This window comes from Microbacterium sp. PRC9, from assembly GCF_031844125.1.
In the GTDB taxonomy this organism is placed as follows: domain Bacteria; phylum Actinomycetota; class Actinomycetes; order Actinomycetales; family Microbacteriaceae; genus Microbacterium.
In genome coordinates this window covers 121,110-148,041 of record NZ_JAUZUR010000006.1, presented here as the reverse complement: position 1 = coordinate 148,041, position 26,932 = coordinate 121,110, and the positions used below count along the sequence as shown (strand labels likewise).

Below are 26,932 nucleotides of genomic sequence, written 5' to 3'. Positions count from 1 at the left end.
GCCATAGGATAGGCGGGTGCCTGCCACTGCCGCCGCGAAGATCCCGCCCGAGGAGCGTCTCGTGAACCTCGTGGTGGCGCTCATCGCGACCGATCAGGGTCTCACGAAGGACACCATCCTGACCTCGGTCGCGGGCTACCGCGAGCAGAGCGAGGCCGGCGCGTCGAAGGATGCGCTCGAGAAGATGTTCGAGCGCGACAAGGAGTCGCTGCGGGGCCTCGGGGTTCCGATCGAGACGATCGGCGACTGGGCAGACCCCGACGACCTCCGCGAGGCGCGGTACCGCGTGCCGAGCGCCGAGTACGAGCTGCCGGAGGACATCGAGTTCACCCCGGCCGAGCTGGCGCTGCTGACCCTCGCCGGCGGGGTGTGGAGCGAGAGCTCCCTGTCGGACGACGCCCGCAGCGGCCTGCGCAAGATCCGCGCCCTCGGCGACCTGGTCGACGAGCCGATCATCGGGTTCTCGCCGCGCCTGAGCCTGCGCGACCCCGCGTTCCCGGCGCTGCAGCAGGCGATCGAGTCGAGCCGGGTCGTCACCTTCCCCTATCTCAAGCCGGGGGAGGCCGCACCGCGCACCCGGCGGGTGCAGCCGCTCGCCCTCGTCGAGTACGAGGGCCGGTGGCACGTGTTCGGCATCGACCTCGACGTCCGCGAGGACCGCACGTTCCTCCTCGCCCGCATCGTCGGGCCGGTCGCCGTCACCCGGGCATCCTTCGACCCTGCGTTGCGCGAAGGTGCAGGCGACCGGGCGCTCGCGGGCCTCGACGAGGTCGCCGCGCGCAACTCGGCGCTGCTGGAGGTCAACCCCGGCACCGAGGCGGCGCTTCGCCTCGCACGCCGCGCGCAGCCGGCCGAGCAGGGGATCCGCGTGCCGTACGTCGACGTGCACATCTTCGCCGACGAGCTCGCCTCCTACGGCCCCGAAGTGCGGGTCGTCGAGCCTGCGGACCTGCGCGATCGCGTCATCGACCGGCTCGCCGCGACCCGCGACCTCCACGGAGGGAACTCATGAGCGTCCGCCGCCAGCTCGTCGCGACCGATCGCGCGGCCCTCATGCTCCAGCTCGTGCCGTACCTGATCGGCAAGGGCGAGGTTTCGCTCGCCGAGGCGGCCGACGAGTTCGACGTCTCGGCCGAGCAGATGCGCTCGATGGTCGAGAAGCTCACCGTGATCGGGCTGCCCGGCGACCGCGGGTACTGGCAGATGGCGAACGACCTGTTCGACATCGACTGGGACCTGCTCGACGAGCGCGACCTCATCGTCATCACGAACTCCGTCGGGCTCGAGCGGGCGCCCAAGCTCACGGCGCGCGAGGCGGCCGCCCTCCTCGCGGGTCTGCAGCTGGCGCGGTCGATCCCCGGAGTGGGCGACACCGCGCTCTACGCCGGGCTGCTCGCGAAGCTCGCGCGGGGGGCCTCGGGGATCCCGGCCGAGGTGATCCTCGCGACGGAGCCCGTCGACGCCGTGCGTGACCTCGTGTCCGACGCGCTGCGGCGCGGAGTGGCCGTCTCGTTCACCTACAAGGCGCCGGACGCTGCGCCCACGACGCGTACCGTCGACCCGGTGAAGGTGCACATCGCGAGCGGGCAGTGGTATCTGCAGGGCTGGTGCCACCTCCGTGAGGCGATGCGCACGTTCCACCTCGACCGCGTCAGCGACCTCGAGCTGACCGGCATCCCGAGCACGCACGCGGGCGAACAGGCCCCTGACTGGTTCGACACCGACGCGGGCGACGTGGTCGCGCGCATCCGCTTCGCCGAAGACGTCGCGCCGCTCGTCGGCGACTACCTCGACCGCGCGGCCCTCGAGACCGCCGACGGCGTCACGGTCGCGACCATGCGCGTCGCCGACGAGCTCAGCCTCCGCCGCCTGGCGGCGCGCCGTGGCGGCCTCGTGGAGGTGTTCGAGCCCGTCGCCGCACGCCGCGCCGTCGCCGATTGGGCCGACGCGGGCTTGGCGCAATACCGGTGACGACGGGCGACGGCCTCGCAGGCATATTAGACTTGCGGCATCCCCGCTGAAGCGAACGACGGAGCACCTCATGTTCGGCAATCTGAACGGCTGGCACCTGATCATCCTGCTCGTCGTCATCCTTCTGCTGTTCGGCGCGGCGAAGCTGCCGGCACTCGCCAAGAGCATGGGCCAGTCGGCTCGCGTGTTCAAGGGCGAGATGAAGGCGATGAAGGACGACGACAAGGCCGCGGAGGCATCGACCACCGCGAACGTGGCGGACGCACCCACCGCCGATACGACGACCCCCGCTGCCCCCGGCACCCCTGACGGCTCCCGCGATCAAAAGTCGTAGCGGATGGTGGCCGCAACCGGCTCCGCTTCCGTTGACGGACCGGAGCTGCCGAAGCGCGACAAACGGATGTCGCTCGGCGCGCATCTCCTCGAGCTGCGCAGGCGTCTCGTCATCGCGGCGATCGGGCTGCTCGCAGGTATGGTGGTGGCTTTCTTCATCACCGACCCGATCATCCACTGGATCACCGAACCGATCCGCGTCATCGCCGAACAGCGAGGCGACGATTTCTCGGCGCTGAACTTCGGCACCGTCACCTCCGCCTTCGACCTGCGCATGCGGATCGCGTTCTCGATCGGCTTGTTCCTGTCGGCGCCGGTCTGGCTGTGGCAGGTCTGGGCATTCATCATGCCGGGGCTGACCCGCAAGGAGATCAAGTACACGGTCGGCTTCGTCGCCGCCGCGGTGCCGCTGTTCTTCATCGGCTGCTATGTCGGGCTGCTGATCGTGCCGCACGTCATCGAGCTGATGTGGGGATTCACCCCCGATGGCGCCGTGAACTTCTACGCGGCCGCGGAGTACTACGACTTCGTGTTCAAGCTGATGATCGTCATCGGCGTCTCGTTCGTGCTGCCCGTCTTCCTGGTCGCCCTCAACCTGGCGGGGATCATCTCGGGACGGGCGATCCTCAAGGGCTGGAGAGTCGCGGTCATCGTCGCGACCGCGTTCGCCGCCCTCGCCACGCCGGCCGCCGATGTCGTGAGCATGCTGATGCTGGCGGGCATCCTGATCGTGCTCTTCATCGGGGCAGCCGGGCTGTCGATGCTGTTCGACCGCAGCAGGGCCAAGCGAGACCGCGCAGCCGGCCTGCTGCCGCCCGAGGTCCCGTGAGCGAGCCCGCTCCCGCCGATCGCTACGCGCGAGCGAGCGCGTCGGCGCGCCTGGATCGGACGCACCCGATCACGGCCGCCTTCGCCGCGTCTCAGCGATTCACGCTCGACCCCTTCCAGATCGAAGGATGCCGCGCCCTCGAAGAAGGCCGCAGCGTCCTGGTGGCCGCGCCCACCGGCGCCGGCAAGACGATCGTCGGCGAGTTCGCGGTGCACCTGGCGATGCGCGAGCCCGGCGACAAGGCGTTCTACACCACGCCGATGAAGGCGCTGTCGAACCAGAAGTTCCGCGAGCTTCAGGAGGTCTACGGCGAGGGCGAGGTCGGACTCCTCACCGGAGACACCAACATCAACGGCAACGCGCGCATCGTCGTCATGACGACCGAGGTGCTGCGCAACATGCTGTACGCCGACTCCCCGGCGCTGCGGGGACTGCGCTACGTGGTCATGGACGAGGTGCACTACCTCGCCGACCGCTTCCGCGGCGCGGTGTGGGAGGAGGTCATCATCCACCTCGCGCCCAGCGTGCGGCTGATCTCGCTGTCGGCCACCGTCTCGAACGCCGAGGAGTTCGGCGACTGGCTCGACACCGTGCGCGGGGACACCGAGGTCATCGTCTCCGAAACGCGCCCGGTACCCCTCGAGCAGCACGTGCTCGTGCGCGGCGACCTGCTGCCGCTCTTCGACGACCGTGCCGGCATCGCGACGGCCCAGGTCAACCAGGAGCTCATGCGCATCCGCTCCTTCAAGGGCCAGAACTTCGAGCGCAATCATCGGGTGCAGGCGTCGAACAGTGCGCGGCAGGCGGGGTACGAGGCATCCCGTCGCCGTCCGAACCGCGGCGGCAAGCGGCCCGTGCGGTCCGCGAACGTGCAGCGGATCGAGCGCCTCGACCGCCCGGACGTCGTCGAGCTGCTCTCGCGCGCCAACCTGCTGCCGGCGATCTTCTTCATCTTCAGCAGAGCCGGCTGCGACGCCGCCGTGCAGCAGGTGCGCCGCGCCGGTGTGCGGCTGACCTCTCAGGAGGAGCGCCGCGAGATCCGCGCGGTGATCGAGGAGCGCACGCGCACCCTTCTCGAGGAGGACCTCGCCGTGCTGGGCTTCTGGGAGTGGCGCGACAACCTCGAACGCGGCGTCGCCTCGCACCACGCGGGGCTCCTGCCGGCGTTCAAGGAGGTCGTCGAGGAGCTCTTCCAGCGCAAGCTCGTGAAGGTGGTGTTCGCCACCGAGACGCTCGCACTCGGCATCAACATGCCTGCGCGCACCGTCGTGCTCGAGAAGCTCGAGAAGTTCAACGGCGAGGCCCGCGTCGCCATCACGTCGGGGGAGTACACACAGCTCACCGGCCGTGCCGGCCGTCGCGGCATCGACGTCGAGGGCCACGCGGTCATCCAATGGACCGAGGGCCTCGACCCGCAGGCTGTGGCCGCCCTCGCCTCGCGTCGCACGTACCCGCTCAACTCGAGCTTCCGGCCGACGTACAACATGGCGGTCAACCTCATCGACCAGTTCGGCCGGGCCAAGGCGCGCGAGATCCTCGAGTCGTCGTTCGCCCAGTTCCAGGCCGACCGTGCCGTCGTCGGGCTCGCACGGCAGGTCAAGGAGCAGGAGGAGTCGCTCGCCGGCTACGCGAAGGCGATGACGTGCGATCGTGGCGACTTCGCCGAGTATTCGCGCATCCGCCGTGAGCTGAGCGACGTCGAGAAGCTCAACCGCAAGGACGCCAACGCGTCGCGGCGCACCCGCGACGAGCGGCTGCGCCACATCGGGACGCTGCGCAAGCAGATGCAGCGGCATCCGTGCCATCAGTGCCCCGACCGCGAGCACCACGCGCGGTGGGCCGAGCGGTACTGGAAGCTCAAGCGCGAGATCGACAGGCTGCGTCGCCAGATCGAGACCCGCACCGGCACCGTCGCGCGCATCTTCGACCGCGTCGTCGACGTGCTCGGCGCGCTCGAGTACGTGTCGATCGACGAAGACGGCGCGACGGCGCTGACTCCCGCCGGCCGCACGATGCGCCGCATCTACGGCGAGCGGGACCTCCTCGTCGCGGAGTCGCTGCGGCGCGGCATCTGGAAGGACCTCGATGCCGCCTCCCTCGCGGCCCTGGCGTGCTCGCTCGTGTACGAGCCGAGGCGCGACGACGGCGGCCCGGGGGAGCGGGGGCTGCCACGCGGCGCGTTCCGTCCGGCGTTCGAGGCGACGCTGTCGCTGTGGCAGGAGCTCGACGACCTCGAGCAGGAGCACCGGCTGCCCGGCACCGAGCCGGTCTCGGCCGGGCTCGCGCAGGCCATGCACACGTGGGCGCGCGGCGGCATGCTCGACCGCGTGCTGATCGAAGCCGACATGGCCGCCGGCGACTTCGTGCGCTGGTCGAAGCAGACCATCGACCTGCTCGACCAGCTGTCGATCGTCGCCGATCAGCCGATCGCGGGCACGGCTCGCAAGGCGCTGGATGCCGTGCGCCGCGGCATCGTCGCGTACTCGGGCGTCTAGCGGCGCCGACGCGGCGAAGGATCGCCGTTCCGCTCGCTTAGGCTGATCCCGTGCCACCTCGCCCGATCTTCCCGCTGTGGGCGGCGGTCCCCCTCTCGGTGCTGGCCGGAGTGCTGTTCGACCTGGCTTTCCCCTCGGTCGCGTGGTGGCCGATGGCCTTCGTGTCGGTCGCGCTGGCGCTCCTGACGCTCATCGGGCGACGGGCGGGGGGAGCGTTCCTGACGGGGCTCGCCTACGGTCTCGCGTTCTATCTGCTCAACGTCGACTTCACCGCCGAGTGGGTGGGGCCGCTTCCGTGGCTCGCGCTCTCGGTCCTCGAATCGCTGTTCGTCGCGGGCGGCGCGGTGCTCATCTCGCTGGCCTATCGCTGGGTGCCGCAAGTCGTTCCCCGCCGCGGGCGGATTCTGCTGACTGCGGTGCTCGTCGCGGGGCTGTGGACCGCGAAAGAGGCGGTCATCGGCGGTTTCCCGTACGGCGGATTCCCGTGGGGGCGCCTCGGCACCTCCCAGGTGAACGGCCCGTTCGCCGAGGTCGTCTCGTGGACCGGCACCGCCGGGCTCACCTTCCTCATCGTCGCGCTCGTCGCCGCCGCGGTGGAACTCGTCCGGTCTCCGCGGCGGGCGCGGGGTGGCGGCATCCGTCCCCTCCTCCCGGTCGGGGTGCTCGCCCTCGTCGCGACCGCGCTCGTGGTCGTCCCCGCGTGGGCGACGACCCCCGCGGGCTCGATGCGCGTCGCGAGCGTGCAGGGCAACGGCCCCGCCGGCTACTTCGACGAGCGGGAGGCCGGAGACATCCTCGAGTCCCAGTACGAGGCCACGAGGCCGCTGTTCGGCGCCGAGGACGTCGATGTCGTGCTGTGGCCGGAGGGGAGCGTCGACGTCGATCCCGACGCGTCACCCGTCGTCGCGGCCGCCCTCGACCGCGTGGCCAGGCAGGTGGGCGCGCCGCTGATCGCGAACCGCATCGACAAGCGCGGCGAGGAGTACTTCAACATGTCGTTCCTCTGGCGCGAGGGCACCGGCATCGAGCAGACGTACGACAAGCGCAACCCTGTGCCGTTCGGGGAGTACGTACCAGATCGGGAGTTCTACGCGTCGATCGCCCCCGACCTCATCGGGATGATCGGCCGTGACTACACACCCGGCACGACGCCTCCGGTGTTCGACGTCGACGGCACCGCCGTCGGGCTCGCCATCTGCTTCGACGTGATCTACGACGCGCTCGTGTGGGAGGGCGCCCGCGACGGCGCGCGCGTCTACCTCTTCCAGACCAACAACGCCGACTTCCGGGGCACCGACGAGAACCTGCAGCAGCTCGCGGTCGCGCGGCTGCGCGCGATCGAGACCGGGCGCTCCGTCGTCAACCTGTCGACGGTCGGCACGAGTCAGGTGATCGCGCCCGACGGATCCACCATCGACGGGCTCCCGGCCGATGAACCAGGACACATGCTCACCGACGTGCCCCTGCGGACGGGTCTCACGCCCGCGGTCGTCATCGGGTCGTGGCTGAACGCGCTCGTGTCATGGGGCAGCGTCATCGTGCTCGCCGGACTCGGCATCGTGGTGCGACGCCGCTCCGGCGGGCACGCGAAAACGCCGGCCCCGTAGGGCCGGCGTCGCGCGGAGCGCGGGTCAGGCGCTGAGCTTGTCCAACGTCACGGCCTCGCCGGCGCCGCGGCGGGCGCGGACGTAAGCGAGGCGCTCCTCGAGCAGCTCTTCGAGCTCGGGGATGGTGCGGCGCTCCAGGAGCATGTCCCAGTGGCTGCGAGGCGTCTTGTCGCCGGAGTGGTCGACGGTCGCGGTGCCGTCACCCACCCGCAGCAGCGCCTCGGCACCGCACGTGCGGCACTCCCAAGCGGGCGGAACCTCGGCGTCGGCCGCGAAGGTCAAAGTCGTGTCACGTCCACACGACGTGCACGAGTAGATGTGCTGTGCGCGCTCATGGAACACGACGCCCTCTTCGCTCTGTAGGCTCTGGGCGCCGAGTCGGATGCCGCGCAGACTGCGGTCTGCCATTTTGTGGTCCTCTCGTCGCTGTACAGGTATAACGAAGTGACCTGAGCGGATCATCCGAAGGAGCCCTGTTCATCGACCTTTCACGGTGAATGCACAGGGGGAGATGCGGACCGTTACCACCCCATGTTAGGCGAGAGCGGAGAGTGCGACGTCCGCGCGGTCGGTGACGATGCCGTCGACACCCATCTCGACCAGCCGCACCATGTCATCGGGGGTGTTCACCGTCCACACGTGCACCTCGACGCCATGCCGGTGCGCCGCCGCGATGAGCCGCGGTGTGACGATCCGCAGGCGGCCCTGCCGCTCGGGCAGCTGGAGCGCGTCCACACCGGCCAGAGCTCGCGCGACCAGCCGATCAGAGCGCGCCGACACGGCGGCCAGCACGCGTCCGATGGTGCCGCGACCACCGGAGGTGGCGGGACGGATGCTGCGCCCCGACGCCTCGCCCACGGCCCGAGCCGCGCCCAGCGCGGCGCGCCGCCGCTCGTCGGAGAAGCTCGTCACCAGCACGCGGTCGGCGAACGGCGCGATCGTGGTGCCGACGGCGGTCGCGGCATCCGCCGCCTTCACGTCGAGATTGAACCGCACAGTCGGGAACGAGTGCAGGGCCTGTGCGAGCGTGATGAGCCCACCCCGCGCGGCCATCAGATGCTCGAGCTCGCGCACCGTCACGTCGGCGATCTTGCGCGGGTCGCCGGTCACGCGCGACAGGTCGTCGTCGTGGAACAGGACGACGACACCGTCGGCGGTGCGGTGGCAGTCCGACTCGACGTAGTCCGCCCCGGCCGAGTGCGCTGCGGCGATCGCGGCGAAGGAGTTCTCGACGATGCCGCCGCGCGCGGCATCGGGCGTCACAAGGCCTCGGTGCGCGAGGACGCGCGGCGTCGCGACTCCCTCGAACCAGGGGTGGGTCACGGAGTGGGCGGGGTGACCGCGGGGGGCGTACCGCCGATCGCGGGACCGCCGGTGGCCGGGCCGCCCGCGGCGGGCGCGCGACCCTTGGCCGCAGCATCCGTCATCACACCGGCGAAGGAGCCCGTGAGACCCTTCAGCGCCTCCGTGAACTCGCTCGGGATGATCCAGAGCTTGCTCGATGCGCTGTCTGCGATCTTCGGGAGCGTCTGCAGGTACTGGTAGGCCAGCAGCTTGTCGTCGGGGTTGCCGGTGTGGATCGCGTCGAAGACGGTCTGGATCGCCTCGGCCTCGCCCTGTGCGCGCAGCACCGCCGCCTGCTTGTCGCCTTCGGCCTTGAGGATCTCGGCCTGCCGCCGGCCCTCGGCCTCGAGGATCTGCGACTGCTTCGAGCCCTCGGCGGTGAGGATCGTCGCTCGGCGCTCGCGCTCGGCGCGCATCTGCTTCTCCATCGAATCCTGGATCGAGTGAGGCGGATCGATGGCCTTGAGCTCGACGCGAGACACGCGGATGCCCCACTTGCCGGTCGCCTCGTCGAGGACCACACGGAGCTGGCCGTTGATGTTGTCGCGGCTCGTGAGCGCCTCTTCGAGGTTGAGGCCGCCGACGACGTTGCGGAGGGTGGTCGTCGTCAGCTGCTCCACGGCGCCCAGGTAGTTCGCGATCTCGTACGTGGCGGCGCGAGCGTCGGTCACCTGGAAGTACACGACCGTGTCGATGGAGACGACGAGGTTGTCCTCGGTGATCACCGGCTGCGGCGGGAACGACACGACCTGCTCGCGCATGTCGAGCAGCGGCCGCAGGCGGTCGATGAACGGGACGAGCAGATTCAGCCCGGGAGTCAGTGTCTTGTGATAGCGGCCCAGCCGCTCGACGATCCCCGCGCTGGCCTGCGGGATGATCCGGATGGAGCGGAAGATCACGACCAGCACGAAGATGAAGACGGCGATCGCGAGGATCCACCCGATCGCCGCCGGGATGGCCGAGGTGAAGTCGTTCATGCGAGCGGGTCCTCCGGTGCGGGGGCGAGGGGGTCGGGGGAGTCGGAGCGCACGATCGCGGTCGCGCCGTCGATGCGGCTGACCCGCACCCGCATGCCCGGCTGCAGGTCGCCGGCTTCTGTGCGCGCGGTCCAGATGTCGCCGTTGGCGAGCTTGACCTGACCGCCGTGTGCGCCGACCGACGAGACGACGGTGCCGCCCAGGCCGATGAGGGCGTCGACGTTCGACGGCGTCGGGTCCTCGCCGCGGCGCAATCGCCGCAGCAGGGGCGGACGCAGCAGGAGCACGAGGGCGGCGGCGACGCCGGCGGCGATGATCACTTGCAGCCAGATCGGAGCGCCGAGCAGATCGGTGACGAGGCCCGCGAGGCCGCCGATGCTCAGCATCAGGAACGTGAAGTCGAGCGTCAGCATCTCGATCACGAGGAACACGAGAATCAGCACGAGCCAGCCGATCCATGCCCACTGTTCGACGACCTCGATGAGCTCCACGGTGCGCCTCCTCAGCTCGAACCTAGCAGGTAGGGTCTACACGTGACTCAGACTCTGACCCCGCTTTCCGAGAGCTCGCTGAGCGGCAAGACCGCCCTCGTGACGGGCTCGTCCCGCGGCATCGGCGCCGACACGGCCCGCTACCTCGCACAGGCCGGGGCGAACGTCGTCATCAACTTCCGCAACAAGGCTCCGCGCGCCGAGAAGCTCGCCGGCGAGCTGCGCGGACTGGGTGTCCAGGTGCTCGTGGTCGGCGCCGACCTCACCGACCCCGCATCCGTCCAGGCGATGTTCGACGAGGTCGCGAACACGTTCGGCTCGCTCGACATCCTCGTGCTCAACGCGTCGGGCGGCATGGAGTCGGGCATGGCCGAGGACTACGCGCTCCTGCTCAACCGTGACGCCCAGGTGAACGTGCTCGAGACCGCGCTGCCCCTGCTCGGCGACGGCTCGCGCGTCGTCTTCGTCACGAGCCACCAGGCGCACTTCATCCGCACCACCCCGACGATGCCCGAGTACGAGCCGGTCGCGCTCTCCAAGCGCGCCGGCGAGGACGCCCTGCGCGAGCGCATCCCCGCCCTCACCGAGCGCGGCGTCGAGTTCGTCGTCGTCTCGGGCGACATGATCGAGGGCACCATCACGGCGACGCTGCTCGAGCGGGCCAACCCGGGCGCGATCGCCGCCCGCCGCGACGATGCGGGCAAGCTCTACAACGTGTCGGAGTTCGCCGCCGAGGTCGCGCAGGCCGCGCTCGACCCGGTGCCTGCGGACAACACCCGTCTCGTCGGCGACGTCTCGTCGTTCGGGACGGAGTGACCCGATGAAGGCGAACGACATCGAGACCCTCGTCTCGGTCGGGCGTCCTGAGATCGCCGCCGACGGCTCGTTCGCCGTCTTCGCGACCTCGCGCCCCGACATCGCCGCCAACCGCAATGTCGGACAGGTGTGGCGCGTCGATCTGCCCGATGGCACGCCGCGCCGCCTCACACGCGGCACCGCCGACGGCGCCCCCCAGCTCTCTCCCGACGCCACGCGCATCGCGTTCGTGCGCGGCGACGCCAAGGGCAAGCCGCAGGTGCACGTGGCCGCCGCTGCCGGCGGCGAGCCGGTGCAGGCGACCGACGCGGTGCTGGGCGTCGAGGACTTCGCCTGGTCGCCGGACGGTGCGAGCATCGCCTTCGTCGCGCGCGTGCCCGAGAAGGGCCGCTACGGCAGCGTGGAGGGATTGGATGCTGCGGCCGAGGCGCCGCGCCACATCACCGGTGTGCGGTGGCACGCGAACGGCCTCGGCTACATCGGCGACCGGCCCGCCCACGTCTTCGTGATCGCCGCGCCCGCTGTGGACGCCGAGCCGTTCTACGAGCCTGCATCGGCGGTGCGCCCCGATGACGAGACGCCGCCCAAGAAGACGCTGGTCGCCGCGGAGGCGCGCCAGCTCACGGAGGGCACGGCATCCCACGGCGGGGTCGTCTTCACGTCCGACGGACGCGAGATCCTCACCGTTCCCGACGACATCGAGTCGGACCGCCGCGATCTGCGCGACCGCCTCATCGCCCTCGCGGTGGACGGCTCCGGGCAGCGTGAGGTGCTGGGAACAGACACCGGCATCGCGATCTACGACGCGGTCGTCGCCCCCGACGGCACGATCGCCCTCCTCGCGCACGAGGTCGGCGACGGCGTGGACTTCATCGCCCCCGGCGTCGGACTGTGGCTCCTCGAGGGCCGCGGTGCGCGTCGCGTCACCGACGCCGATGCGCTGAACTTCGGCGAGGGGCACGTGCGGGTGGACGGCGACGGCTTCCTCGTGCAGGATGCCGCGCGCGGCCGCGTGCGACTGCTGCGCGTCACGCGCGACGGTGCGGTCACCGAGGTCCTCGGCGGAGACGTCGAGGTGGGCGGCCACGCCACCGGCGGCGGCCGCATCGTGGCGGCCGTGTCGCAGCCCGACTCGTTCGGCGAGCTCGTGCTCATCGAGGCCGGTGCCGCGCGGACGCTGACCTCGTTCGGGGCTCGGGCCGCAGCATCCGGAATCGTCCTCCCGCGGGAGCTGACGGTCACCGGGCGCGACGGCTACCCGGTGCACGGATGGGTCGCGACGCCGGAGGGCGAGGGACCGTTCCCGGTCATCCTGCAGATCCACGGCGGGCCTTTCGCCTCGTACGGGGTGCACCTGTTCGACGAGACGCAGGTGCTCGTCGATGCGGGATACGCCGTCGTGTACTCCAACCCCCGCGGATCCGCGGGGTACGGACGGGCGCACGGCCGCAGCATCCGTCAGCAGATGGGCACTGTCGACTTCGCCGACGTCATCGACTTCCTCGAGGGGGCGATCGCGGACGACGCCCGTCTGGACGGAGAGCGGGTCGGCGTGCAGGGCGGGTCGTACGGCGGATACCTCGCGGCGTGGGTCATCGCCCACGACCACCGGTTCGCGGGCGCGATCGTGGAGCGCGGCTTCCTCGAGCCACTCTCGTTCCAGGGCACGAGCGACATCGGCTCGTTCTTCGGCGACGAGTACGTCGGAGTCTCGGTGGAGGACATCGCGCGCCAGAGCCCGATGGCCGTCGTCGGCCAGGTGACGACGCCCACACTGGTGATGCACTCGGAGCTGGACTTCCGCTGCCCGCTCGAGCAGGCGACGCGGTACTACTCGGCGCTCAAGCGCCAGGGGACCGAGGCCGAACTGCTGGTGTTCCCCGGCGAGAACCACGAGCTCACGCGCGCCGGTCAGCCGCGGCATCGCGTCCAGCGCTTCGAGGCGGTGCTGGACTGGTGGGACCGCCACCTGCCGGTCGGCTGATCCGATCACAGACACGAGTCGGCCCCGGGAGCTTCCGCTCCCGGGGCCGACGGCGTTTCAGGCGCGGATCAGATGTCGCCCTTGAAGGTGAAGGCGCGGACGACGTTGATGATGCCGAGCACGACGAGCGAGATGCCGAGGATCCACCAGAGGATCGCGACACCCCAGACCGGCGCGAAGAGCACGACGATACCGGCGATGATGCTCAGGATGGCGAAGAAGATCGACCAGCCCTTCGACGACGCGTCGCCGAGCGTCGACAGCGCGACGATGCCTTCGACGATCCACATGATTCCGATGAGGATGCCGAGGAACAGCGCGAGCCACGCGGTGGTCTGCCCCAGGTTGAACAGGGCCACGACGCCGGCGATGATGAACAGGATGCCGAGCGCGATGTGGCCGACGCGGGCCCAGCCGCCCTTGGTCTTCGAGAAGATCCCGAGCCCGGCGTAGACGAGGCCGGCGGCGATCGCATAGATCGCGATGATCGCCGTGATGACCGCGGCGGTCTTGCCCGGCCAGACCAGGATCAGGATGCCGACGATGATGGCGAGGACGCCGCCGACGCCGAGCGCCGTGCGGATTCCGTTGACGGCCGACTTCTCGGCTTCGGATGCAGTGGACATGAGGGGCCTTTCTGAGAGTTCCCTGTACGTGGTGCGGCTAAAGCTTAGACCCCACATCGAACTTGCAAGCGACCATGAACGTGTGTTGCCCGATGCCCATCGCCTCGGCGGGCCGCAGCGCGCTAGCGTGAGCGTGCGTGACCGTGAGCGTGCGCGCCCGGCGCGGCGTGCAGGAGGAAGGTTTCGATGGCCGTCGTATCGAGAGGGTTCGGAGCGCGTCGCCGCGAGAGCGATCCGCGGCTGCCACCCGGGCAGTACCTGACGGAGGATTTTCCCGTGCTGTCGGCCGGTCCGACGCCGCGGATCGAGCAGGACGACTGGCGCTTCGGCATCCGCACCGAAGGCGGCGACGCGGTCTCGTGGACGTGGGACGAGTTCATGGCCCTGCCGATCGAGGACGTCGACACCGACATCCACTGCGTGACGCGGTGGTCGAAGCTGGGCACGTCCTGGCGCGGCGTGTCGCTGGACACCCTGCTCGACACGGTCGAGACCGACGCCGAGTTCGCCATGGCGCACTCCTACGGCGGCTACACGACGAACGTGCCCATGGAGGACCTGCTCGGCGGGAAGGCGTGGGTCGCGTTCGAGTTCGAGGGCGAGCCGCTCGACCCCGAGCACGGCGGGCCGGCGCGGCTGCTCGTGCCGCACCTGTACTTCTGGAAGAGCGCGAAATGGGTGCGCGGGCTCACCCTCATGCAGGACGACGAGCCCGGATTCTGGGAGCAGAACGGGTACAACATGCACGGCGATCCCTGGACCGAGGAGCGGTATTGGTGACGGTCGGCGGCTGGCGGCCCGGCCGCGTCCTCGAGGCGCTGCCCGCGACACCGTCGGCGCGCATCCTGCGACTCGAGGTGCCGGGCTGGCCGGGCAGCACGGCGGGTCAGCACGTCGACATCCGGCTCACCGCCGAGGACGGCTACCAGGCGGTGCGGTCGTATTCGCTCGGTTCGTACGGCCCCGGCGACACGATCGAACTGGCGGTCGACGAGATCCCCGAGGGCGAGGTGTCGCCGTACCTCGTGGAGGATGTGCTGCCGGGCGACGAGCTCGAGGTCAAGGGGCCCCTCGGGGGCTACTTCGTGTGGCGACCCGGGGGAGAGGGGCCCGTGCAGCTCATCGCCGGGGGGTCGGGAATCGTGCCGCTGATGGCGATGGTGCGGGCTGCGACGGATGCCGGGGCTGCAGCATCCGTCCGACTGCTCTATTCCGTCCGCACGGCGAGCGACGCGATATATCGCGATGAACTCGAGCGGCTGGCCGACGACGGGGGAGTGGGGCTCACGTGGCGGTACACCCGCGCGGCGCCAGACGGCTGGACGGATCCGGTCGGGCGGCTGGACGAGGACGCACTGCGCGCGGCGACGTGGGAGCCGTCGCAGGAGCCGATCGTGTACGTGTGCGGACCCACGGGGTTCGTCGAGCACGTCGCCGACGCGCTCGTCGGGTCGGGCCATGAGCCCGCCCGGATCAGGACTGAACGCTTCGGAGGTGCATGATGCGTGCCGAGAACGCCGCGAGCGTCGTCGACGGCAACGCCGCGGCGGGGCTGCTGTGGGATGTGTTCGGCACCGACGTCACCGCGCTGGTCGGCGTGTGCGGCGGATGCGGCGATGCCGCGCCGCTGGCGGAGGCCGTCGTCGAGATCGACGAGACGGCGGCGATCGTCCGTTGCCGCTCCTGCACCCACACGCTCTTCACCGTGCTGCGCGACGGGGACGAGATGCGGCTCGTGCTCGGGATGCTGCACGAGATCGTGCGGCCCTAGCCCGGTGAGACAGGTCAGCCGAGCAGCAGTCAGCCGAGCAGCAGTCAGCCGAGCAGCAGGGTGACGAGGATCAGCACCGGGACACAGCCGATCGTCGTGAGGAACACGGTGTCGCGCGAGATCGTCTCGCCGACGTCGTAGCGCTGCGAGTAGTTGAAGACGTTCTGCGCCGTGGGCAGCGCGGCGAGCACCGTGACGATGAGCACGTCGTGCGGCGAGAGGCCGAACACGAACTCGGCGACCGCCCATGCGATCACGGGCATCGCGACGAGCTTCAGGATCGTGGCGAGAACGATGTCGCGCCGGCGCCCCGACGCCCCCAGCACGCGCTGCCCGTGCAGCGAGATGCCGTACGCGATCAGGAGGATCGGCACGCACGCGTTCGCGATGAGCATCGCCGGCTCCATTACGACGGGCGGCAGCTCGATCCCGAGCACGGAGACGAGCGTGCCCAGTACCGAGCCGACCACGATCGGGTTGGTCGCCACCCGGGCCACCGCGCGCCACAGCGATGCGCGTGCGGTGGTGACAGCATCCAGGATCGCCATCGTGATCGGGGTGAACACCAGCAGCTGCATGAGGATGACCGGCGCGGGATACGCTGCGCTGCCGAGGAGATACAGGGACAGCGGGATGCCGATGTTGTTCGAGTTGACCTGACCCGCGCTGAGGGCGCCGATCACCGTCTCGCCGGCGGAGCGCCGCCAGATGAGACGGGCGATGACCGCGTAGACGAGGATGACGGCCACGGCCGCGATCGCCGACACCGGGAGGAGCGCCGAGAAGAGGGTGTGGACGTCGGCCTGCGCGAGGACGACGAACAGCAGGAACGGGGAGAGCACGAAGAAGGTCAGGCGCGCGAGCACGGGCCGCGCGTGCTCGCCGAGCAGATCGATGCGCCCGAGGATCCAGCCCACGAGGATCGCCACGCCCACGACGACGAACCCGGTGAGCGACTCCAGCATGCTTCGAGCCTAGGAAGTCGTTCTCTGCGGTGCGAATCGCGCGTCACCGTCTGACAGACTGACACCCGCCGAGACCAAGGAGCGACGGATGCCTGAACCCCGTGACCGCGTGACCCGCAAGGCCGATCTGCTCACGGCGCTGACGGCTCCGGCGGCCGACGTCTGGGTGGCGACGGCATCCGCGGAGGCGGCACCGCATCTCGTGCCGCTGTCGCTCGCGTGGATCGAGGACCGGGCGGTCATCGCGTTGGAAGGTGGATCGGTGACCGCGCGCAACCTCGGTGCGTCCGGGGTCGCGCGACTCGCGGTCGGTCCGACGCGTGACGTGGCGGTGATCGACGTCGTGCTCGAGCGGTCGGCGGGCGTGGACGACGATGCACCGCTGGGCGAGGCCTATGCGGCGCAGGCCGACTGGGACCCGCGCGGACTCGCCGGCTACGTGTTCCTCGTGCTGCGGCCGACCCGGATCCAGGCGTGGCGCGAATCGAACGAACTGGCGGGCCGCGTGCTCATGCGGGGCGGCCACTGGGTCGTGTGACCGTCGCCGCCTCGCGTGGTTCCGCGGCGGGGCGGGAGTGACGGAAGTCACTTCCTGCGACTCCCTCGACGCCGGAGCCGCGCGTCGCTATCGTCGGCGCTGAGGGGAAGTCGATTCGGGGGTTTCGATGGAGACAGTGATCGTCATCCTGCAGGCCTGCGTGGTGATCGGCGCAATCGTCATGGGCGTGCGCACCGGCGGGATCGGACTCGGGCTCTGGGGTGTCGTCGGCACCGCGATCCTGGTGTTCGTCTTCCGACTCGAGCCGGGATCGCCTCCCGTGGACGCGTTCTTCATCATCATCGCGGTGATCACGGCGTCCTCGGCGATGCAGGCGGCCGGCGGCATCGACTACCTCGTGGCGATCGCCTCCAAGATCATCCAGCGCAATCCCGCCCGGCTGACCTTCGTCGCGCCGCTCGTCGCCTTCGTGTTCACCGTGCTGTCGGGCACGTCGAACATCTTCTTCGCGCTGATCCCGGTGATCTACGAGACCGCCTACCGCAACGGACAGCGTCCCGAGCGCGCGCTTGCGGCGTCGACCGTGACCTCGGGCCTCGGCATCACCGCGAGCCCCGTGTCGGCGGCGATGGCGGCCTATCTCGTGCTCATGGACGGCACCGGGTACGGCCTTCCGCAGATCCTGGCGGTGACCGTTCCGGCGGCGATCGTCGCGTGCATCGCCACATCGTTCGTGCAGCAGCGCATCGGCAAGAACCTGCTCGACGACCCCGTGTTCCTCAAGCGCGTCGAGGAGGGGACCGTCGAGGTGCCGGCGCCGCTCAAGGCCGCGTACGCCGCGAAGATCGGCGGCGGCGCGGGTGCCGGAACCTCGAGTCTGGGCGCACCCGCCGGGGGAGAGGCCGTGAAGGTGCAGCCCGTGGAACACCCCGTGCCTCCGGGCGGCGCGACGGCGGCGTGGATCTTCATCGCCGGCACGCTCCTGGTCGTGACGCTCGGCCTGTTCCCCTCGCTGCGCCCGGCGTTCCCGAACGACGAGGGCGAGCTCGTGCCGATCGGGATGTCGCCGGTCATCGAGATGGTGATGTTCACCGTCGCCCTCGTGATCATCCTCGTGCGCAAGGTCAAGCCGTCGCTCGTGGTCGAGCAGCCGCTGCTGCGTGCCGGCTATGTCGCCGCTGTCGCCCTCTTCGGCATCGCGTGGATGGCCGACACCTTCATCTCGGCGAACGAGGAGACGATCATCGAGCCGCTCGGCGCGATGATCGAGTCCAACCCGCTTCTGCTGGCCGTCGCGCTGTTCCTCGTCTGCGGCCTCACCACCAGCCAGTCCGCGACCACGAACACCCTCATCCCGATCGCGCTCGCCGCCGGGCTCGCGCCGGGAGTGATCACGGCGATGTGGCCGTCGCTCATCGGCGTCTGGCTGTTCCCCGCGAACGGCTCGCAGATCGCGTCCGTCGAGACCGACCAGACCGGCTCGACGAAGCTCACCCAAGTGCCCGTCTGGCACTCCTTCACGATCCCGATGCTGGTCTCGTGGGTGGCCGTCGTCGCCTCGGGTCTGCTGATCCAGCTCATCATCCCGGCCTGAACCGACCGGGGTCCACGGCGTCTGAGCGCGCGTCCGCGTGCGGAGAGGAGCAAGCATGTCCGACACGAACGAGGTCGCGGAGGGCGCCGCTGCGCTCATGCCCGACGTGATCGAGCGCCTCGAGACCCTGGTGCGGATCCCGTCCGTGGCCTTCCCGGGCTTCGATCCCGCACCCGTCCACGAGATGGGTAGGGCCGTGGTGGAGCTGTTCGAGGCCGCCGGCGCGACCGGGGTGTCGCTCGTCGACGTCCCCGACGGGTATCCGTGTGTGTTCGCAGACCTCGCGGGACCCGAGGGGTCGCCGACGGTGCTGCTCTACGCCCACTACGACGTGCAGCCGGCGCCCGAGAGCCAGCGCTGGTCCACACCGCCGTTCGAACCGGTCACGAAGGAGGACGGGCGCATCTACGGCCGCGGCGCCGCCGACGACAAGTCCGGGCTCGTCATCCACTACGCGACCCTCAAGCTGCTCGGCGCCGACCGGCCGTGCCGCGTGAAGATCCTCGTCGAGGGGGAGGAGGAGACGATCTCGCACCTCGAGGCCTTCGTCGAGGCGAACCCCGAGAAGTTCGCCGCCGACGCGTATGTCATCGCCGACATCGGCCCTCAGGCGCCGGGCCGGCCGGGTCTCACGACGGCGCTCCGTGGCGATGTCGCCTGCACCGTCACAGTGCGGACGCTCGCGAACCCCGTGCACTCGGGAGAGTTCGGGGGAGCGGCACCCGACGCCCTCACCGCGATGATCCGCATCCTCGACACGCTGCACGATGACAACGGCGACACGGTGATCCCGGGTGTCGACAGCGGCCACTGGGATGGCGCGGAGATGGACGAGGACGTGTACCGGGGCGGCTCGGCGATCCTTCCGGGCGTGGAGTTCCTCGGGACGGGCTCGCTGTCGGACCGCATCTGGGCGAAGCCGTCCGTCACCGTCCTCGGCATGGATCTGCCCAACACGACCGAGGCGTCGAACGTGCTGCTGAACGAGGTGAAGGCGAAACTGTCGATGCGCATCATCCCGGGCTCCGACGGCGACGCCCAGCTGGAGGCGCTGATGGCGCACCTGCGGTCACAGCGGCCCTGGAACGCCGAAGTGGTCGTCGAGAAGGTGAAGGTGGGGCATCCGTTCGCCGTCGATGAGTCGCACCCGGCGATCGTCGCCGCGGAGGACGCGCTGCGCGAGGCCTACGGTGCCGACGTGGAGTCCATCGGCAGCGGCGCATCGATCCCGCTCGTGGCGTCGTTCAAGAAGATCGCTCCCGATGCGGCCATCGTGCTGTGGGGCGCCGAGGACACGGCGCTCGCGCGCATCCACGCGTCCGACGAATCGGTCGACCCGAAGGAGATCGAGCGGATGATCGTCGCGCAGACGCTGTTCATCCGCGAATTCGCCGGATGACGACGGATGCTGCGACCCGCGGTGTGCGACGGAACTACAGCGGTGTAACACGATCAGGGAAAGTCATCCGGTTGACACTGTCTCGTGTGCGTGGCGATTCAGCGCGTGGGCAGGAGCGCGTGGGCGAACTTCGGTGATGGAGCCCCTTCTGGGAACCCCTTCTGGCGCGGGGGTCTGGAAGGGGTTCCGTTCGCGCTCCTTCTCCGTCGCGCCGATAATGCACATTATGTCAACTCGGAATGACTCTATGTGCGAGATTCGCACATAGAGAGAAACTGGGTAACGCCTACCGCTCCCCACGAATGCGCCCCTGACCGGGACTTCTTTGAGGTCCGTCATGCTGCTGTCTGCGCGAAGCGGTACAAGCGCGACCGCTGAGAAGATCTGCGCTGCATGGCGCCTGACCAGGGATTTCTGGCTTCTCTGTAGCAAGAACTGCATACTGTGTGCGATTCTTGCAACCGGGTTCAGGCGCGAGGAGGCGGTGTGGACGAGGACTCGAACGTGGTGCTCTTCGCGCCGTTCGGCGGCTCCGCTCCAGACCCGGACTTCTTTCTCGAGAGTGTGCTCGATGGCTGGGAGCGTCAGCAGCGTGCCAAGGACTTCTCGGCGGGCACGATCAGCTCTCGCCGATCCCTCGTGATGCAGCTGGTCGACTTCAGCGGGCACTACCCGTGGCAGTGGACGATCGCGGACGCCGATGACTTCTTCTCCCACGCCCGCGGCATCCGCAATCTTGCCCACGCGACCGTGCGTTCCTACCAGACGGCGATCAAACTGTTCTGCGACTTCGCGTGCGATCCCCGCTACGACTGGAACGAGCAGTGCGCGCGCCTGTTCGGCGCCGGGTTCGCGCAGGTGATCACCGAGCTCAACCGGATCAGCCACGCTCAACCGACCGATGCTCGGCCGGCGAAGCGGCCGTTCACCCAGCGTGAGCTGCAGCAGCTGTTCGACCTGGCCGATCTCGAAGTGCAGCGTGTCATCAACTCCGGCCGACGCGCCCCGATCGCAGCGTGGCGCGACGCGGTCGCACTGAAGGCCGCGTACAGCTGGGGGCTGCGCTCGAACGAGCTTCGCCACCTCCAGCTCGTCGACCTGTCCCGGAACCACAGGGCCCCCTACTTCGGCGACTACGGCGTAGTCCGGGTGCGGTGGGGCAAACCTCACCGAGGCTCGGCGAAGAAGGTGCGCTCGGTGCTCACCGTCTGGGAGTGGAGTGTCGACGTCCTGCGCGACTGGGTCACGAACGGTCTCCCCCACTACGGCGAGCCTCTCACCGACCTGTTCCCCACCAGCAAGGGCAACGTGGTCGGCGAATCGCACCTGCTCGGCCGGCTCCGCGCCTTCATTGACGAACTCGGCTTCCCGCCGGGGCTCGACATCCACTCCTTCCGCCGGTCCTATGCCACCCACCTCATCACCGGCGAAGGGTTCGACGTCGCGTTCGTGCAGATGCAGCTCGGACACGAACACGCGTCCACGACCTCCATATACGCCCTCCCCTCCCCCGACTACCAGACCCGCGCATTGCAGCAGATCCATGAGCGGACCCTGGCGGCCGCGAAGCAACTCCCACGAAGGAGAGAACCATGACACGACGCGAGATCAGCTACACATGGCGCGTGAGAGAGATCATGGCGCGGCGGAACATCTACCTCGCCAAGGAGCTCGCCCCACTCCTCCATGAACGCGGCATCACGCTGACCGCCAACGCGATCTGGCGCATCGTCAAAGAAGACCCCGAGCGCATCTCGATCCAGATGCTCGTCGCTCTCGCCGACGCCCTCGACGTCACCCTCGACGAGCTCATCACCTACACCGCCCGCGACGCGCGCACCATCCGCACCAAGCGCGCCGCCGGCGATCGGCTCCCCGACATCCGCGACTATCGCCCCACCCGTGCGCGAATCCTCGACGACGATGACGACTGAACCCGGTCGCCCGAGCACCGACGGTAACGGTTCCGCCCGGCCGCCGACCCTGCGGACCTTCACCGAACCGAACCGCCGCGGCCGGCCTCGCAGCAGCGGGTCCCTCCGCTGCGACCGCTGCCATCACAACGTCGCCCGCATCCGCGTCCGCTGGCCCGACGGATCGATCTGCGGTGCCTGCTTCACCGCCGCGACGCACACCTACGGCGCCTGCGCGCACTGTCACACCCACCGGATGACGCCCGGCCGGAGCCGAGCCGGGGAACCGATCTGCTGCGACTGCGCCCGCATCACAACCAACCTCACCTGCGACCGATGCGGACGAGAAGCCGAGCGTCACCGGCGTGGGCTTTGCGCGCGCTGCGCTCTCGACGACGACCTCGACGAGCTGCTCCAGCCCGGCACCGACCGCCAGCTCCGCCTACTCGTGAACGCACTGGCCAGCGCCGACCGCCCAGAAAGCATCATCAGCTACCTCCGCGGGAGGCGCGCGAACGACCTCCTCGCCCGCATCGGCAACCGGCAGCTGGCGCTCACCCATGAAGCCCTCGATGCCCTGCCCCGCTCCACAGCCGCCGAACACATCCGCGCCCTCCTGATCCACCATGGCGCGCTCCCACGGAGAGGCAGTGAACCGGTGGCCCGCTTCAGACTCTGGCTCACGGCACGTCTGGCGCAGCTTCCCGACGACGGCACCCGCAGCAGCATCGAACAATTCGCTACATGGCGACACCTCCGCCGCATCCGCGACAAGGAGAAGCACGCCAACGCGGTCAACCTCGACACCGTCACCCACGCCGCCAAGCAGGAGATCACCGAAGCCGGCAAGTTCCTGGTCTGGCTCCGCACCGCTTACAACGTCGGCCCCGCCGGCATCCAGCAAGCCCACGTCGACGAGTACTTCAGCGAAGGCGCGACGACCCGGAAACACATCCGGAACTACCTGCACTGGCTGCAGCGCGGAAAGAGCCACCGCCAGCGAACCGTGGACGCCCCACACCGCGTCGCAAAATCGCTGCCGATGGTCACCCAGGATCAGCGGCTCGAAATGGTCCGCAACTGCATCGAACTCGAGCAAGTCGTCGCGTCCACCAGGATCGCGGGCCTCATCTTCCTGCTCTGGGCGCAACCCCTCAACCGCATCGTCATGCTGCAGCAGCGCCACGCGCTACGACGAGTCGACGGACTTTACCTCCAACTCGGCAAGACGCCCACGATCGTGCCAGAAGAACTCGCCGCGACCTTCGGCACGTACTTCGCATCACCCGATAACCAGCGCACCGGGAACACCGGCACGGATTGGCTCTTCCCCGGCCGAAAAGCCGGCGGCCACCTTCACGAAGCCACACTCGGGCAGCGCCTGAAAGTCCTCGGAATCGACCCACAACGCGCCCGCAACGCGACTCTGCAGGACCTTACTCGGCAGGTGGACGCCCGCAGCCTCATCGACCTGCTCGGCTACAGTGGCCAGACCATCACGCTCCACGCCGGGCGAGCCGGCGCACCAATGGCTGACTACGTAACGCTTCGGGCGCGGGCGACCGGCGGTTGACCCCGCATCGCCCGATTGGAAACGTTGGGGCTGTTTACCCTCGCGGATGCGCACCCAAGCCGGTCCTTTCACGTGCCGACGAGAAGATCCGACCTTTCAGTCAGGTGTACGCCTCGTAATGAGTTCCCTTTCCCCAGGTCCGCCAGCCAGGCAGCGGCAGCAGGAGGGGCAGGCAACCGCGGTACCCCGTCTCCTGCATGACCACACCATCGGCTAAGGTCACTTCGACTGTGGACCTGCCGCACGCCGACCGTTGAACCACCCGCCCCGCGATGGCTGCTCGTACGAGCGACTCCGCGAGAGCGAGTGATTGGTCGTCGTAGTCGAGTTCCCAGCGCCCGCCGGGGTCGCCGAGTTGAATGATCAGCCATTGCTCCGCGATGAGACTGACGGTGACTGCATGAGGGTTGCGCGGCTGGACATCCGCGAACTGGATGCCGTGGATGTCTGCATCGGTCCGGTCAACCGTCGCCGTGTCCGTCGTCAGTTGGCGGACCAAGTCGATGAGCCGGGTGAACGCGGCGACCTCCGACCCACGTCCGCTGCTGGTCTGCTCCACGGATCGATTATGTCGAGCGGGCGTCGAAATGACTGTTCGAGGCTCGTGCTGCTCAATCGAGCGTGGCGATGAGCGATGTACGACTGAGGGCCGTCCGTCGTGCCGTCAGACTAGATATCGTCGACATGTGCTGACGTCACCCGCGCTGTGGATCGCGTTCGGCGTCGCGATAGCGGTGGTTGGCACGATCTTCACGCTGAAGGCGTCTTGGATGGCCGACATCATGTGGACGCGAAACGAGAGCGTTACCCGACACTCGCGGTTGCTGGCAGCACCGCGGAGCTACTACCTCTGGCTATGCCGGGTAGGGGGCATCGTTTTGTCAGCCGTCGGTGTCGTCTTCGTGATAGCCGCGGTGGCAAGCGCCTAACGTAGACACGGCGAGCCCGAACGCGAGTCCTCGTCCGAACCAGTCCGCCTGCTCGTGGCCCGTCGCTGGCCGCGCGCGAGCCGCCGAGCCATCACAATATTCGAGTGCCAGCAATTGATCCGGGGACGATCCTGCCGAATCTGATCATCGGAGTGCTGGCGGTCGTAGCCGGTATCCCGATCGTCATCAATCGACGTACCCTCTTCCGATCCACCGTCCGCAATCTCCGGGCAATGAATCGCGGTTCGAGCGGAGCGATCGCGAGGCTTTCCTCACCGTTCTGGGTTGGCGCTGTCGGGATCGCCTTCATCGCTATCGGTGCGCTCATGATCGCTGGCGCCGTCGTGGGCATCGCGCAACTCTCCGCATAACCTTTCGGACCGCGCGTTCGTCGGTCCCTCAGCGAGCGGAAGTTCCTCGTTTCCCCTCGGCTCGGGGTGGGCTCACGATCTATCGCAGTCCCAGCCGGCTCACGCGCTGAACCTCATCTGCCAGTAAGCGGTAGGCGTCTCACCATCGAGCTGCATATCAGGACGACTCCGACGATGACGACATATCCGCTCGCAGCTCCATAGACAACAGCAGCGAACACATCAAATGTGAAGAGCGGCACCGGTGTGGAGATGGAGAAGGCGGCTATCAAGAGCGAGACGAGGAGAATAAAGCCTCCCGCCGTGATCGCAAGCGCCGGCCAGCGCCATCCCAAGAAGACCCCGGCACCAGCGACGATTGCGATCAGGACTAATGGGAGCGCATGGCTGGCTGCGACCGCGGCGACTGATGCGAACGCGACGACGAGGTAAATCAAGGCGCCAACAACGAGACCCAGAACTGACTGCGTAACGAGCGCACGGGTGCTATGCCGGGCGACCGCAGCGGTGGTGTCTGACATGCGACCTGAGCCTATCCCTCAGCCATTGAGGCATCAATGAACGCGCAAGCTGCGGCCCAGCCGCCGAACGTTGGTGAGGAAACGGGTAACGCGGTTCCCCAGCACAGACGACATCTTCGCGTCTGATGCGAATTGACCTCTCCCCTCGACCTCCTTTGTTTGGCGTCGAACGAGCCCGCTCGTCGGTGGCTACTCCCGCAGGTTCCGGCGTCCTGGTTATGGAACACGCAGTCCACTAACGTCGTCCGCATGGACCGCGCCGCGAAGATTGCTGCTGGGATCTCCGTGCTCGTCATCGCCGGACTCGTCGCTGTCGCCGCACCAGCCGTCGCGACAGCCACGGGCGCGTTGTCAGAGTTGGCACTGTTCAGCCCGGGTGGTGAAGCCGAGCCCGCATCTGCGGCGCAAGCTGACGATGTCGTTGCCGCGGAGGAGGATGTCGTTGCCTCTGAGAAGGAACCCCTGATCTCTGCGGGCAACGGGACCTGGTTCTCGGCGGAGGGTCCCGGGGACTGTGCAACGAACGCAGCGATCCACCCCTACGGCGCGCACGACCCCAGCGCGAGACTGACGGGTGAGCTGATTGATATGGGCGTGACTGAGTACGCGTCCGGCGAGGTCGGGTACACCGCTGACGGCCTGATCGAGACGTACACTGTCGCGCCCGGTGACTCGCTGATCGCCATCGGCGAGCGATTCTGCGTCGACTACGTCACGGTCGGCGCGTACAACGACCGCTTCGGCTCGAAGGTGATCCAACCAGGCGACGTTCTCGTCCTGCGCCCGTAGCACGGACTAGATGACGATGGCACCTCCCGCCACCTCCCCAGACGCGACGCCATTCACATTCCGTGACGTCACGCTCCACACGCTGACGGTCTGGGTGACGTTCATGGTTCTCTCCCTGGCATACGGCTGCATCAGGTACCCGGACACGTTCCGTGACACCGGGGCATTACCCCTCCTCGGCGCCACGGTCGTCGCCTACGCCGTCATCGCATTGGCCCTCACCTGGCTTGGCGCGCCGTTCGCGTGGCTGCTCGGGTGGGCGCTGCGCGGCGTTCGCCGTCGCTGGGTTCACGTGGTCGCGTTCGGCCTGCTCGGCTTCGTTGCGGGCGGCGTGGTCTCGTTGGCTGCAGCGGCTGGAGCGCCGCTCGCCGAGCCGATCCAGCTTCTCGCGCTGTTCTTCGCCGCGGTCTGCGGCGGGTGCACCGCGTTCGCGCGCTGGGTGGCCTTCCGTCTCCGTAGCCGGCGCGAGCGCGTGTCCGAACGGACGGGCGTGAGCGCAGGCGAAGTCGCAGGCTCATAACGATCTCCTCGCGCGAGGCCCGATCGGCCCGAGACTGGGCTCCATGCGACGCCTCGCCTCTTCGATCGTCGCGGCCGCACTGATTCTCGCGCTCACTGGCTGCACATCGTTTCCGATCCCGTTCGCGTGCCCCGCGATCGGCTACAGCAGCGCCGCATCGATCCAGCTGTCAGCACCCACAGCCGGGCTGAGCCTTGAGCTCTGCAGCGGGGAGGATTGCACACCGGGGCCCGTCGAGGAACCAGTCGAGGTCGGATCCACGGCGACACCTCTCGCAACCGGGATATTCGGCCTCGAAGGCGACAGCATCGCTGGGTGGACCGCAACACTGCTCGACTCCCCCGCGCTGATGGGATACCGCGTCTCTGACGCCGCCGGGGCGATCGTCCAGGAGAGCATCCTCGACCTCGACTGGGTACGCATCGACGGCACCGAACAGTGCGGCGGCAATCGGCACGCCGACGTCGTCATCGAGCTGTAGCTCCCGTGAGCACAGGTCGAATGCGGGGCCAGCGAGCTTCGCGTGGACGTCAGCGCATCAGCTCAAAGCGTCGCGCGAGGCCATGTCGCGCTTATCAAGGAAGGCCGCAACTTCGTCGGCGTTGAGCATGCTGT

29 protein-coding genes are annotated in these 26,932 nt (G+C 68.8%); 21 read left to right on the top strand and 8 right to left on the bottom strand.

Going from position 1 to position 26,932, the window contains the following annotated elements:
• The first annotated feature begins 16 nt into the window (after positions 1 to 16).
• The 6 genes from Q9R33_RS14525 to lnt all read left to right on the top strand — a co-directional run bounded on the left by Q9R33_RS14525 (position 17) and on the right by lnt (position 7,235).
• On the top strand, positions 17 to 1,012 hold the full coding sequence (locus tag Q9R33_RS14525) for a WYL domain-containing protein (RefSeq protein ID WP_310290634.1): 996 nt from the start codon (positions 17 to 19) through the stop codon (positions 1,010 to 1,012).
• Positions 1,009 to 1,971: a WYL domain-containing protein gene (locus Q9R33_RS14520; RefSeq protein WP_311294211.1), complete on the top strand. Its 963-nt coding sequence runs from the start codon at positions 1,009 to 1,011 to the stop codon at positions 1,969 to 1,971. Before Q9R33_RS14525 ends, Q9R33_RS14520 begins: the two co-directional genes overlap by 4 nt.
• Positions 1,972 to 2,041: 70 nt before the next feature.
• Positions 2,042 to 2,305 carry a Sec-independent protein translocase subunit TatA gene (tatA, locus tag Q9R33_RS14515; protein ID WP_056367210.1) on the top strand — a complete coding sequence of 88 codons (264 nt, stop codon included), beginning with the start codon at positions 2,042 to 2,044 and terminating at the stop codon, positions 2,303 to 2,305.
• Positions 2,306 to 2,371: 66 nt separating this feature from the next.
• Entirely contained in the window at positions 2,372 to 3,133 is a 762-nt protein-coding gene (gene tatC, locus Q9R33_RS14510; protein ID WP_056367211.1) for a twin-arginine translocase subunit TatC, read from the top strand.
• Entirely contained in the window at positions 3,130 to 5,628 is a 2,499-nt protein-coding gene (locus Q9R33_RS14505) for a DEAD/DEAH box helicase (protein ID WP_311294210.1), read from the top strand. The genes tatC and Q9R33_RS14505 overlap by 4 nt, the downstream gene beginning before the upstream one ends.
• Positions 5,629 to 5,678: 50 nt before the next feature.
• Positions 5,679 to 7,235, top strand: coding sequence for an apolipoprotein N-acyltransferase (gene lnt, locus Q9R33_RS14500; protein WP_311294209.1), 1,557 nt, complete (start codon positions 5,679 to 5,681; stop codon positions 7,233 to 7,235).
• A gap of 24 nt (positions 7,236 to 7,259) precedes the next feature.
• On the opposite strand, the gene Q9R33_RS14495 is transcribed toward lnt, so the two are convergent.
• From Q9R33_RS14495 to Q9R33_RS14480, 4 genes are all read right to left on the bottom strand, one after another.
• A complete protein-coding gene (locus tag Q9R33_RS14495) occupies positions 7,260 to 7,643 on the bottom strand; it encodes an RNA polymerase-binding protein RbpA (RefSeq protein ID WP_311294208.1) in 384 nt (127 codons plus the stop codon).
• Between the two features lie 126 nt (positions 7,644 to 7,769).
• A complete protein-coding gene (locus Q9R33_RS14490; protein WP_311294207.1) occupies positions 7,770 to 8,558 on the bottom strand; it encodes a glycerophosphodiester phosphodiesterase family protein in 789 nt (262 codons plus the stop codon).
• The gene (locus Q9R33_RS14485; RefSeq protein ID WP_311294206.1) at positions 8,555 to 9,556 is read right to left on the bottom strand and encodes an SPFH domain-containing protein; all 1,002 of its coding nucleotides are present in this window, start codon (positions 9,554 to 9,556) and stop codon (positions 8,555 to 8,557) included. The genes Q9R33_RS14490 and Q9R33_RS14485 overlap by 4 nt, the downstream gene beginning before the upstream one ends.
• Positions 9,553 to 10,047 (bottom strand): NfeD family protein, encoded by a 495-nt coding sequence (locus tag Q9R33_RS14480; RefSeq protein WP_056367215.1) that lies wholly within the window; start codon positions 10,045 to 10,047, stop codon positions 9,553 to 9,555. Before Q9R33_RS14480 ends, Q9R33_RS14485 begins: the two co-directional genes overlap by 4 nt.
• Before the next feature lie 42 nt (positions 10,048 to 10,089).
• On the opposite strand from Q9R33_RS14480, the gene Q9R33_RS14475 reads away from it, so the two are divergent.
• Together Q9R33_RS14475 and Q9R33_RS14470 are read left to right on the top strand one after the other, a co-directional pair.
• Positions 10,090 to 10,863 (top strand): SDR family oxidoreductase, encoded by a 774-nt coding sequence (locus Q9R33_RS14475; RefSeq protein ID WP_311294205.1) that lies wholly within the window; start codon positions 10,090 to 10,092, stop codon positions 10,861 to 10,863.
• Positions 10,864 to 10,867: 4 nt separating this feature from the next.
• Positions 10,868 to 12,847: a S9 family peptidase gene (locus Q9R33_RS14470; RefSeq protein ID WP_311294204.1), complete on the top strand. Its 1,980-nt coding sequence runs from the start codon at positions 10,868 to 10,870 to the stop codon at positions 12,845 to 12,847.
• A gap of 68 nt (positions 12,848 to 12,915) precedes the next feature.
• Here the strand turns inward: Q9R33_RS14470 and Q9R33_RS14465 are convergent, their stop codons facing one another.
• Positions 12,916 to 13,473, bottom strand: coding sequence for an HdeD family acid-resistance protein (locus Q9R33_RS14465; RefSeq protein WP_056367218.1), 558 nt, complete (start codon positions 13,471 to 13,473; stop codon positions 12,916 to 12,918).
• A gap of 186 nt (positions 13,474 to 13,659) precedes the next feature.
• Between Q9R33_RS14465 and Q9R33_RS14460 the strand changes: the two genes are divergently transcribed.
• From Q9R33_RS14460 to Q9R33_RS14450, 3 genes are read left to right on the top strand one after another with little or no spacing between them, the layout of a single operon-like run.
• Positions 13,660 to 14,253, top strand: a complete 594-nt coding sequence (locus Q9R33_RS14460; protein WP_082496893.1) for a sulfite oxidase-like oxidoreductase — start codon at positions 13,660 to 13,662, stop codon at positions 14,251 to 14,253.
• The gene (locus Q9R33_RS14455; protein ID WP_311294203.1) at positions 14,250 to 14,975 is read left to right on the top strand and encodes a ferredoxin reductase; all 726 of its coding nucleotides are present in this window, start codon (positions 14,250 to 14,252) and stop codon (positions 14,973 to 14,975) included. The genes Q9R33_RS14460 and Q9R33_RS14455 overlap by 4 nt, the downstream gene beginning before the upstream one ends.
• Positions 14,975 to 15,244, top strand: a complete 270-nt coding sequence (locus Q9R33_RS14450) for a DUF6510 family protein (protein WP_311294202.1) — start codon at positions 14,975 to 14,977, stop codon at positions 15,242 to 15,244. Before Q9R33_RS14455 ends, Q9R33_RS14450 begins: the two co-directional genes overlap by 1 nt.
• A 44-nt stretch (positions 15,245 to 15,288) precedes the next feature.
• Here the strand turns inward: Q9R33_RS14450 and Q9R33_RS14445 are convergent, their stop codons facing one another.
• Positions 15,289 to 16,209, bottom strand: a complete 921-nt coding sequence (locus tag Q9R33_RS14445) for an AEC family transporter (protein WP_311294201.1) — start codon at positions 16,207 to 16,209, stop codon at positions 15,289 to 15,291.
• Positions 16,210 to 16,297: 88 nt separating this feature from the next.
• On the opposite strand from Q9R33_RS14445, the gene Q9R33_RS14440 reads away from it, so the two are divergent.
• The 6 genes from Q9R33_RS14440 to Q9R33_RS14415 all read left to right on the top strand — a co-directional run bounded on the left by Q9R33_RS14440 (position 16,298) and on the right by Q9R33_RS14415 (position 23,187).
• Complete coding sequence (locus Q9R33_RS14440; RefSeq protein WP_056367223.1) at positions 16,298 to 16,747, top strand: hypothetical protein; 450 nt, start codon at positions 16,298 to 16,300, stop codon at positions 16,745 to 16,747.
• A 127-nt stretch (positions 16,748 to 16,874) separates the two neighbouring features.
• Positions 16,875 to 18,302 carry an anaerobic C4-dicarboxylate transporter family protein gene (locus Q9R33_RS14435; protein ID WP_310246422.1) on the top strand — a complete coding sequence of 476 codons (1,428 nt, stop codon included), beginning with the start codon at positions 16,875 to 16,877 and terminating at the stop codon, positions 18,300 to 18,302.
• 55 nt (positions 18,303 to 18,357) lie between these two features.
• The gene (locus tag Q9R33_RS14430; protein WP_311294200.1) at positions 18,358 to 19,701 is read left to right on the top strand and encodes a M20/M25/M40 family metallo-hydrolase; all 1,344 of its coding nucleotides are present in this window, start codon (positions 18,358 to 18,360) and stop codon (positions 19,699 to 19,701) included.
• Between the two features lie 486 nt (positions 19,702 to 20,187).
• Entirely contained in the window at positions 20,188 to 21,297 is a 1,110-nt protein-coding gene (locus Q9R33_RS14425) for a site-specific integrase (protein WP_311294199.1), read from the top strand.
• Positions 21,294 to 21,635 carry a helix-turn-helix transcriptional regulator gene (locus tag Q9R33_RS14420; RefSeq protein WP_311294198.1) on the top strand — a complete coding sequence of 114 codons (342 nt, stop codon included), beginning with the start codon at positions 21,294 to 21,296 and terminating at the stop codon, positions 21,633 to 21,635. Before Q9R33_RS14425 ends, Q9R33_RS14420 begins: the two co-directional genes overlap by 4 nt.
• Positions 21,625 to 23,187, top strand: a complete 1,563-nt coding sequence (locus Q9R33_RS14415) for a hypothetical protein (protein WP_311294197.1) — start codon at positions 21,625 to 21,627, stop codon at positions 23,185 to 23,187. Before Q9R33_RS14420 ends, Q9R33_RS14415 begins: the two co-directional genes overlap by 11 nt.
• A gap of 100 nt (positions 23,188 to 23,287) precedes the next feature.
• On the opposite strand, the gene Q9R33_RS14410 is transcribed toward Q9R33_RS14415, so the two are convergent.
• Entirely contained in the window at positions 23,288 to 23,746 is a 459-nt protein-coding gene (locus Q9R33_RS14410; protein WP_311294196.1) for a hypothetical protein, read from the bottom strand.
• A gap of 474 nt (positions 23,747 to 24,220) precedes the next feature.
• Between Q9R33_RS14410 and Q9R33_RS14405 the strand changes: the two genes are divergently transcribed.
• On the top strand, positions 24,221 to 24,487 hold the full coding sequence (locus Q9R33_RS14405) for a hypothetical protein (RefSeq protein ID WP_311294195.1): 267 nt from the start codon (positions 24,221 to 24,223) through the stop codon (positions 24,485 to 24,487).
• Between the two features lie 113 nt (positions 24,488 to 24,600).
• On the opposite strand, the gene Q9R33_RS14400 is transcribed toward Q9R33_RS14405, so the two are convergent.
• Entirely contained in the window at positions 24,601 to 25,008 is a 408-nt protein-coding gene (locus Q9R33_RS14400; protein WP_311294194.1) for a hypothetical protein, read from the bottom strand.
• A gap of 249 nt (positions 25,009 to 25,257) precedes the next feature.
• Here Q9R33_RS14400 and Q9R33_RS14395 point away from each other — a divergent pair, with 249 nt between their 5' ends.
• From Q9R33_RS14395 to Q9R33_RS14385, 3 genes are read left to right on the top strand one after another with little or no spacing between them, the layout of a single operon-like run.
• Positions 25,258 to 25,797 carry a LysM domain-containing protein gene (locus tag Q9R33_RS14395; RefSeq protein WP_311294193.1) on the top strand — a complete coding sequence of 180 codons (540 nt, stop codon included), beginning with the start codon at positions 25,258 to 25,260 and terminating at the stop codon, positions 25,795 to 25,797.
• A gap of 10 nt (positions 25,798 to 25,807) precedes the next feature.
• Positions 25,808 to 26,317, top strand: a complete 510-nt coding sequence (locus Q9R33_RS14390) for a hypothetical protein (RefSeq protein WP_311294192.1) — start codon at positions 25,808 to 25,810, stop codon at positions 26,315 to 26,317.
• 43 nt (positions 26,318 to 26,360) lie between these two features.
• The gene (locus Q9R33_RS14385; RefSeq protein WP_311294191.1) at positions 26,361 to 26,798 is read left to right on the top strand and encodes a hypothetical protein; all 438 of its coding nucleotides are present in this window, start codon (positions 26,361 to 26,363) and stop codon (positions 26,796 to 26,798) included.
• The last annotated feature ends 134 nt before the right edge of the window (positions 26,799 to 26,932 follow it).

Excerpts from the sequence above, each read along its gene's own strand:
- Q9R33_RS14520 (WP_311294211.1), top strand. The coding sequence starts at position 1,009 with ATGAGCGTCCGCCGCCAGCTCGTCGCGACCGATCGCGCGGCCCTCATG.
- tatA (WP_056367210.1), top strand. The coding sequence starts at position 2,042 with ATGTTCGGCAATCTGAACGGCTGGCACCTGATCATCCTGCTCGTCGTC.
- tatC (WP_056367211.1), top strand. The coding sequence starts at position 2,372 with ATGTCGCTCGGCGCGCATCTCCTCGAGCTGCGCAGGCGTCTCGTCATC.
- Q9R33_RS14495 (WP_311294208.1), bottom strand. The coding sequence starts at position 7,643 with ATGGCAGACCGCAGTCTGCGCGGCATCCGACTCGGCGCCCAGAGCCTA.
- Q9R33_RS14485 (WP_311294206.1), bottom strand. The coding sequence starts at position 9,556 with ATGAACGACTTCACCTCGGCCATCCCGGCGGCGATCGGGTGGATCCTC.
- Q9R33_RS14470 (WP_311294204.1), top strand. The coding sequence starts at position 10,868 with ATGAAGGCGAACGACATCGAGACCCTCGTCTCGGTCGGGCGTCCTGAG.
- Q9R33_RS14465 (WP_056367218.1), bottom strand. The coding sequence starts at position 13,473 with ATGTCCACTGCATCCGAAGCCGAGAAGTCGGCCGTCAACGGAATCCGC.
- Q9R33_RS14460 (WP_082496893.1), top strand. The coding sequence starts at position 13,660 with ATGGCCGTCGTATCGAGAGGGTTCGGAGCGCGTCGCCGCGAGAGCGAT.
- Q9R33_RS14450 (WP_311294202.1), top strand. The coding sequence starts at position 14,975 with ATGCGTGCCGAGAACGCCGCGAGCGTCGTCGACGGCAACGCCGCGGCG.
- Q9R33_RS14445 (WP_311294201.1), bottom strand. The coding sequence starts at position 16,209 with ATGCTGGAGTCGCTCACCGGGTTCGTCGTCGTGGGCGTGGCGATCCTC.
- Q9R33_RS14440 (WP_056367223.1), top strand. The coding sequence starts at position 16,298 with ATGCCTGAACCCCGTGACCGCGTGACCCGCAAGGCCGATCTGCTCACG.
- Q9R33_RS14435 (WP_310246422.1), top strand. The coding sequence starts at position 16,875 with ATGGAGACAGTGATCGTCATCCTGCAGGCCTGCGTGGTGATCGGCGCA.
- Q9R33_RS14430 (WP_311294200.1), top strand. The coding sequence starts at position 18,358 with ATGTCCGACACGAACGAGGTCGCGGAGGGCGCCGCTGCGCTCATGCCC.
- Q9R33_RS14420 (WP_311294198.1), top strand. The coding sequence starts at position 21,294 with ATGACACGACGCGAGATCAGCTACACATGGCGCGTGAGAGAGATCATG.
- Q9R33_RS14415 (WP_311294197.1), top strand. The coding sequence starts at position 21,625 with ATGACGACTGAACCCGGTCGCCCGAGCACCGACGGTAACGGTTCCGCC.
- Q9R33_RS14400 (WP_311294194.1), bottom strand. The coding sequence starts at position 25,008 with ATGTCAGACACCACCGCTGCGGTCGCCCGGCATAGCACCCGTGCGCTC.
- Q9R33_RS14395 (WP_311294193.1), top strand. The coding sequence starts at position 25,258 with ATGGACCGCGCCGCGAAGATTGCTGCTGGGATCTCCGTGCTCGTCATC.
- Q9R33_RS14390 (WP_311294192.1), top strand. The coding sequence starts at position 25,808 with ATGACGATGGCACCTCCCGCCACCTCCCCAGACGCGACGCCATTCACA.
- Q9R33_RS14385 (WP_311294191.1), top strand. The coding sequence starts at position 26,361 with ATGCGACGCCTCGCCTCTTCGATCGTCGCGGCCGCACTGATTCTCGCG.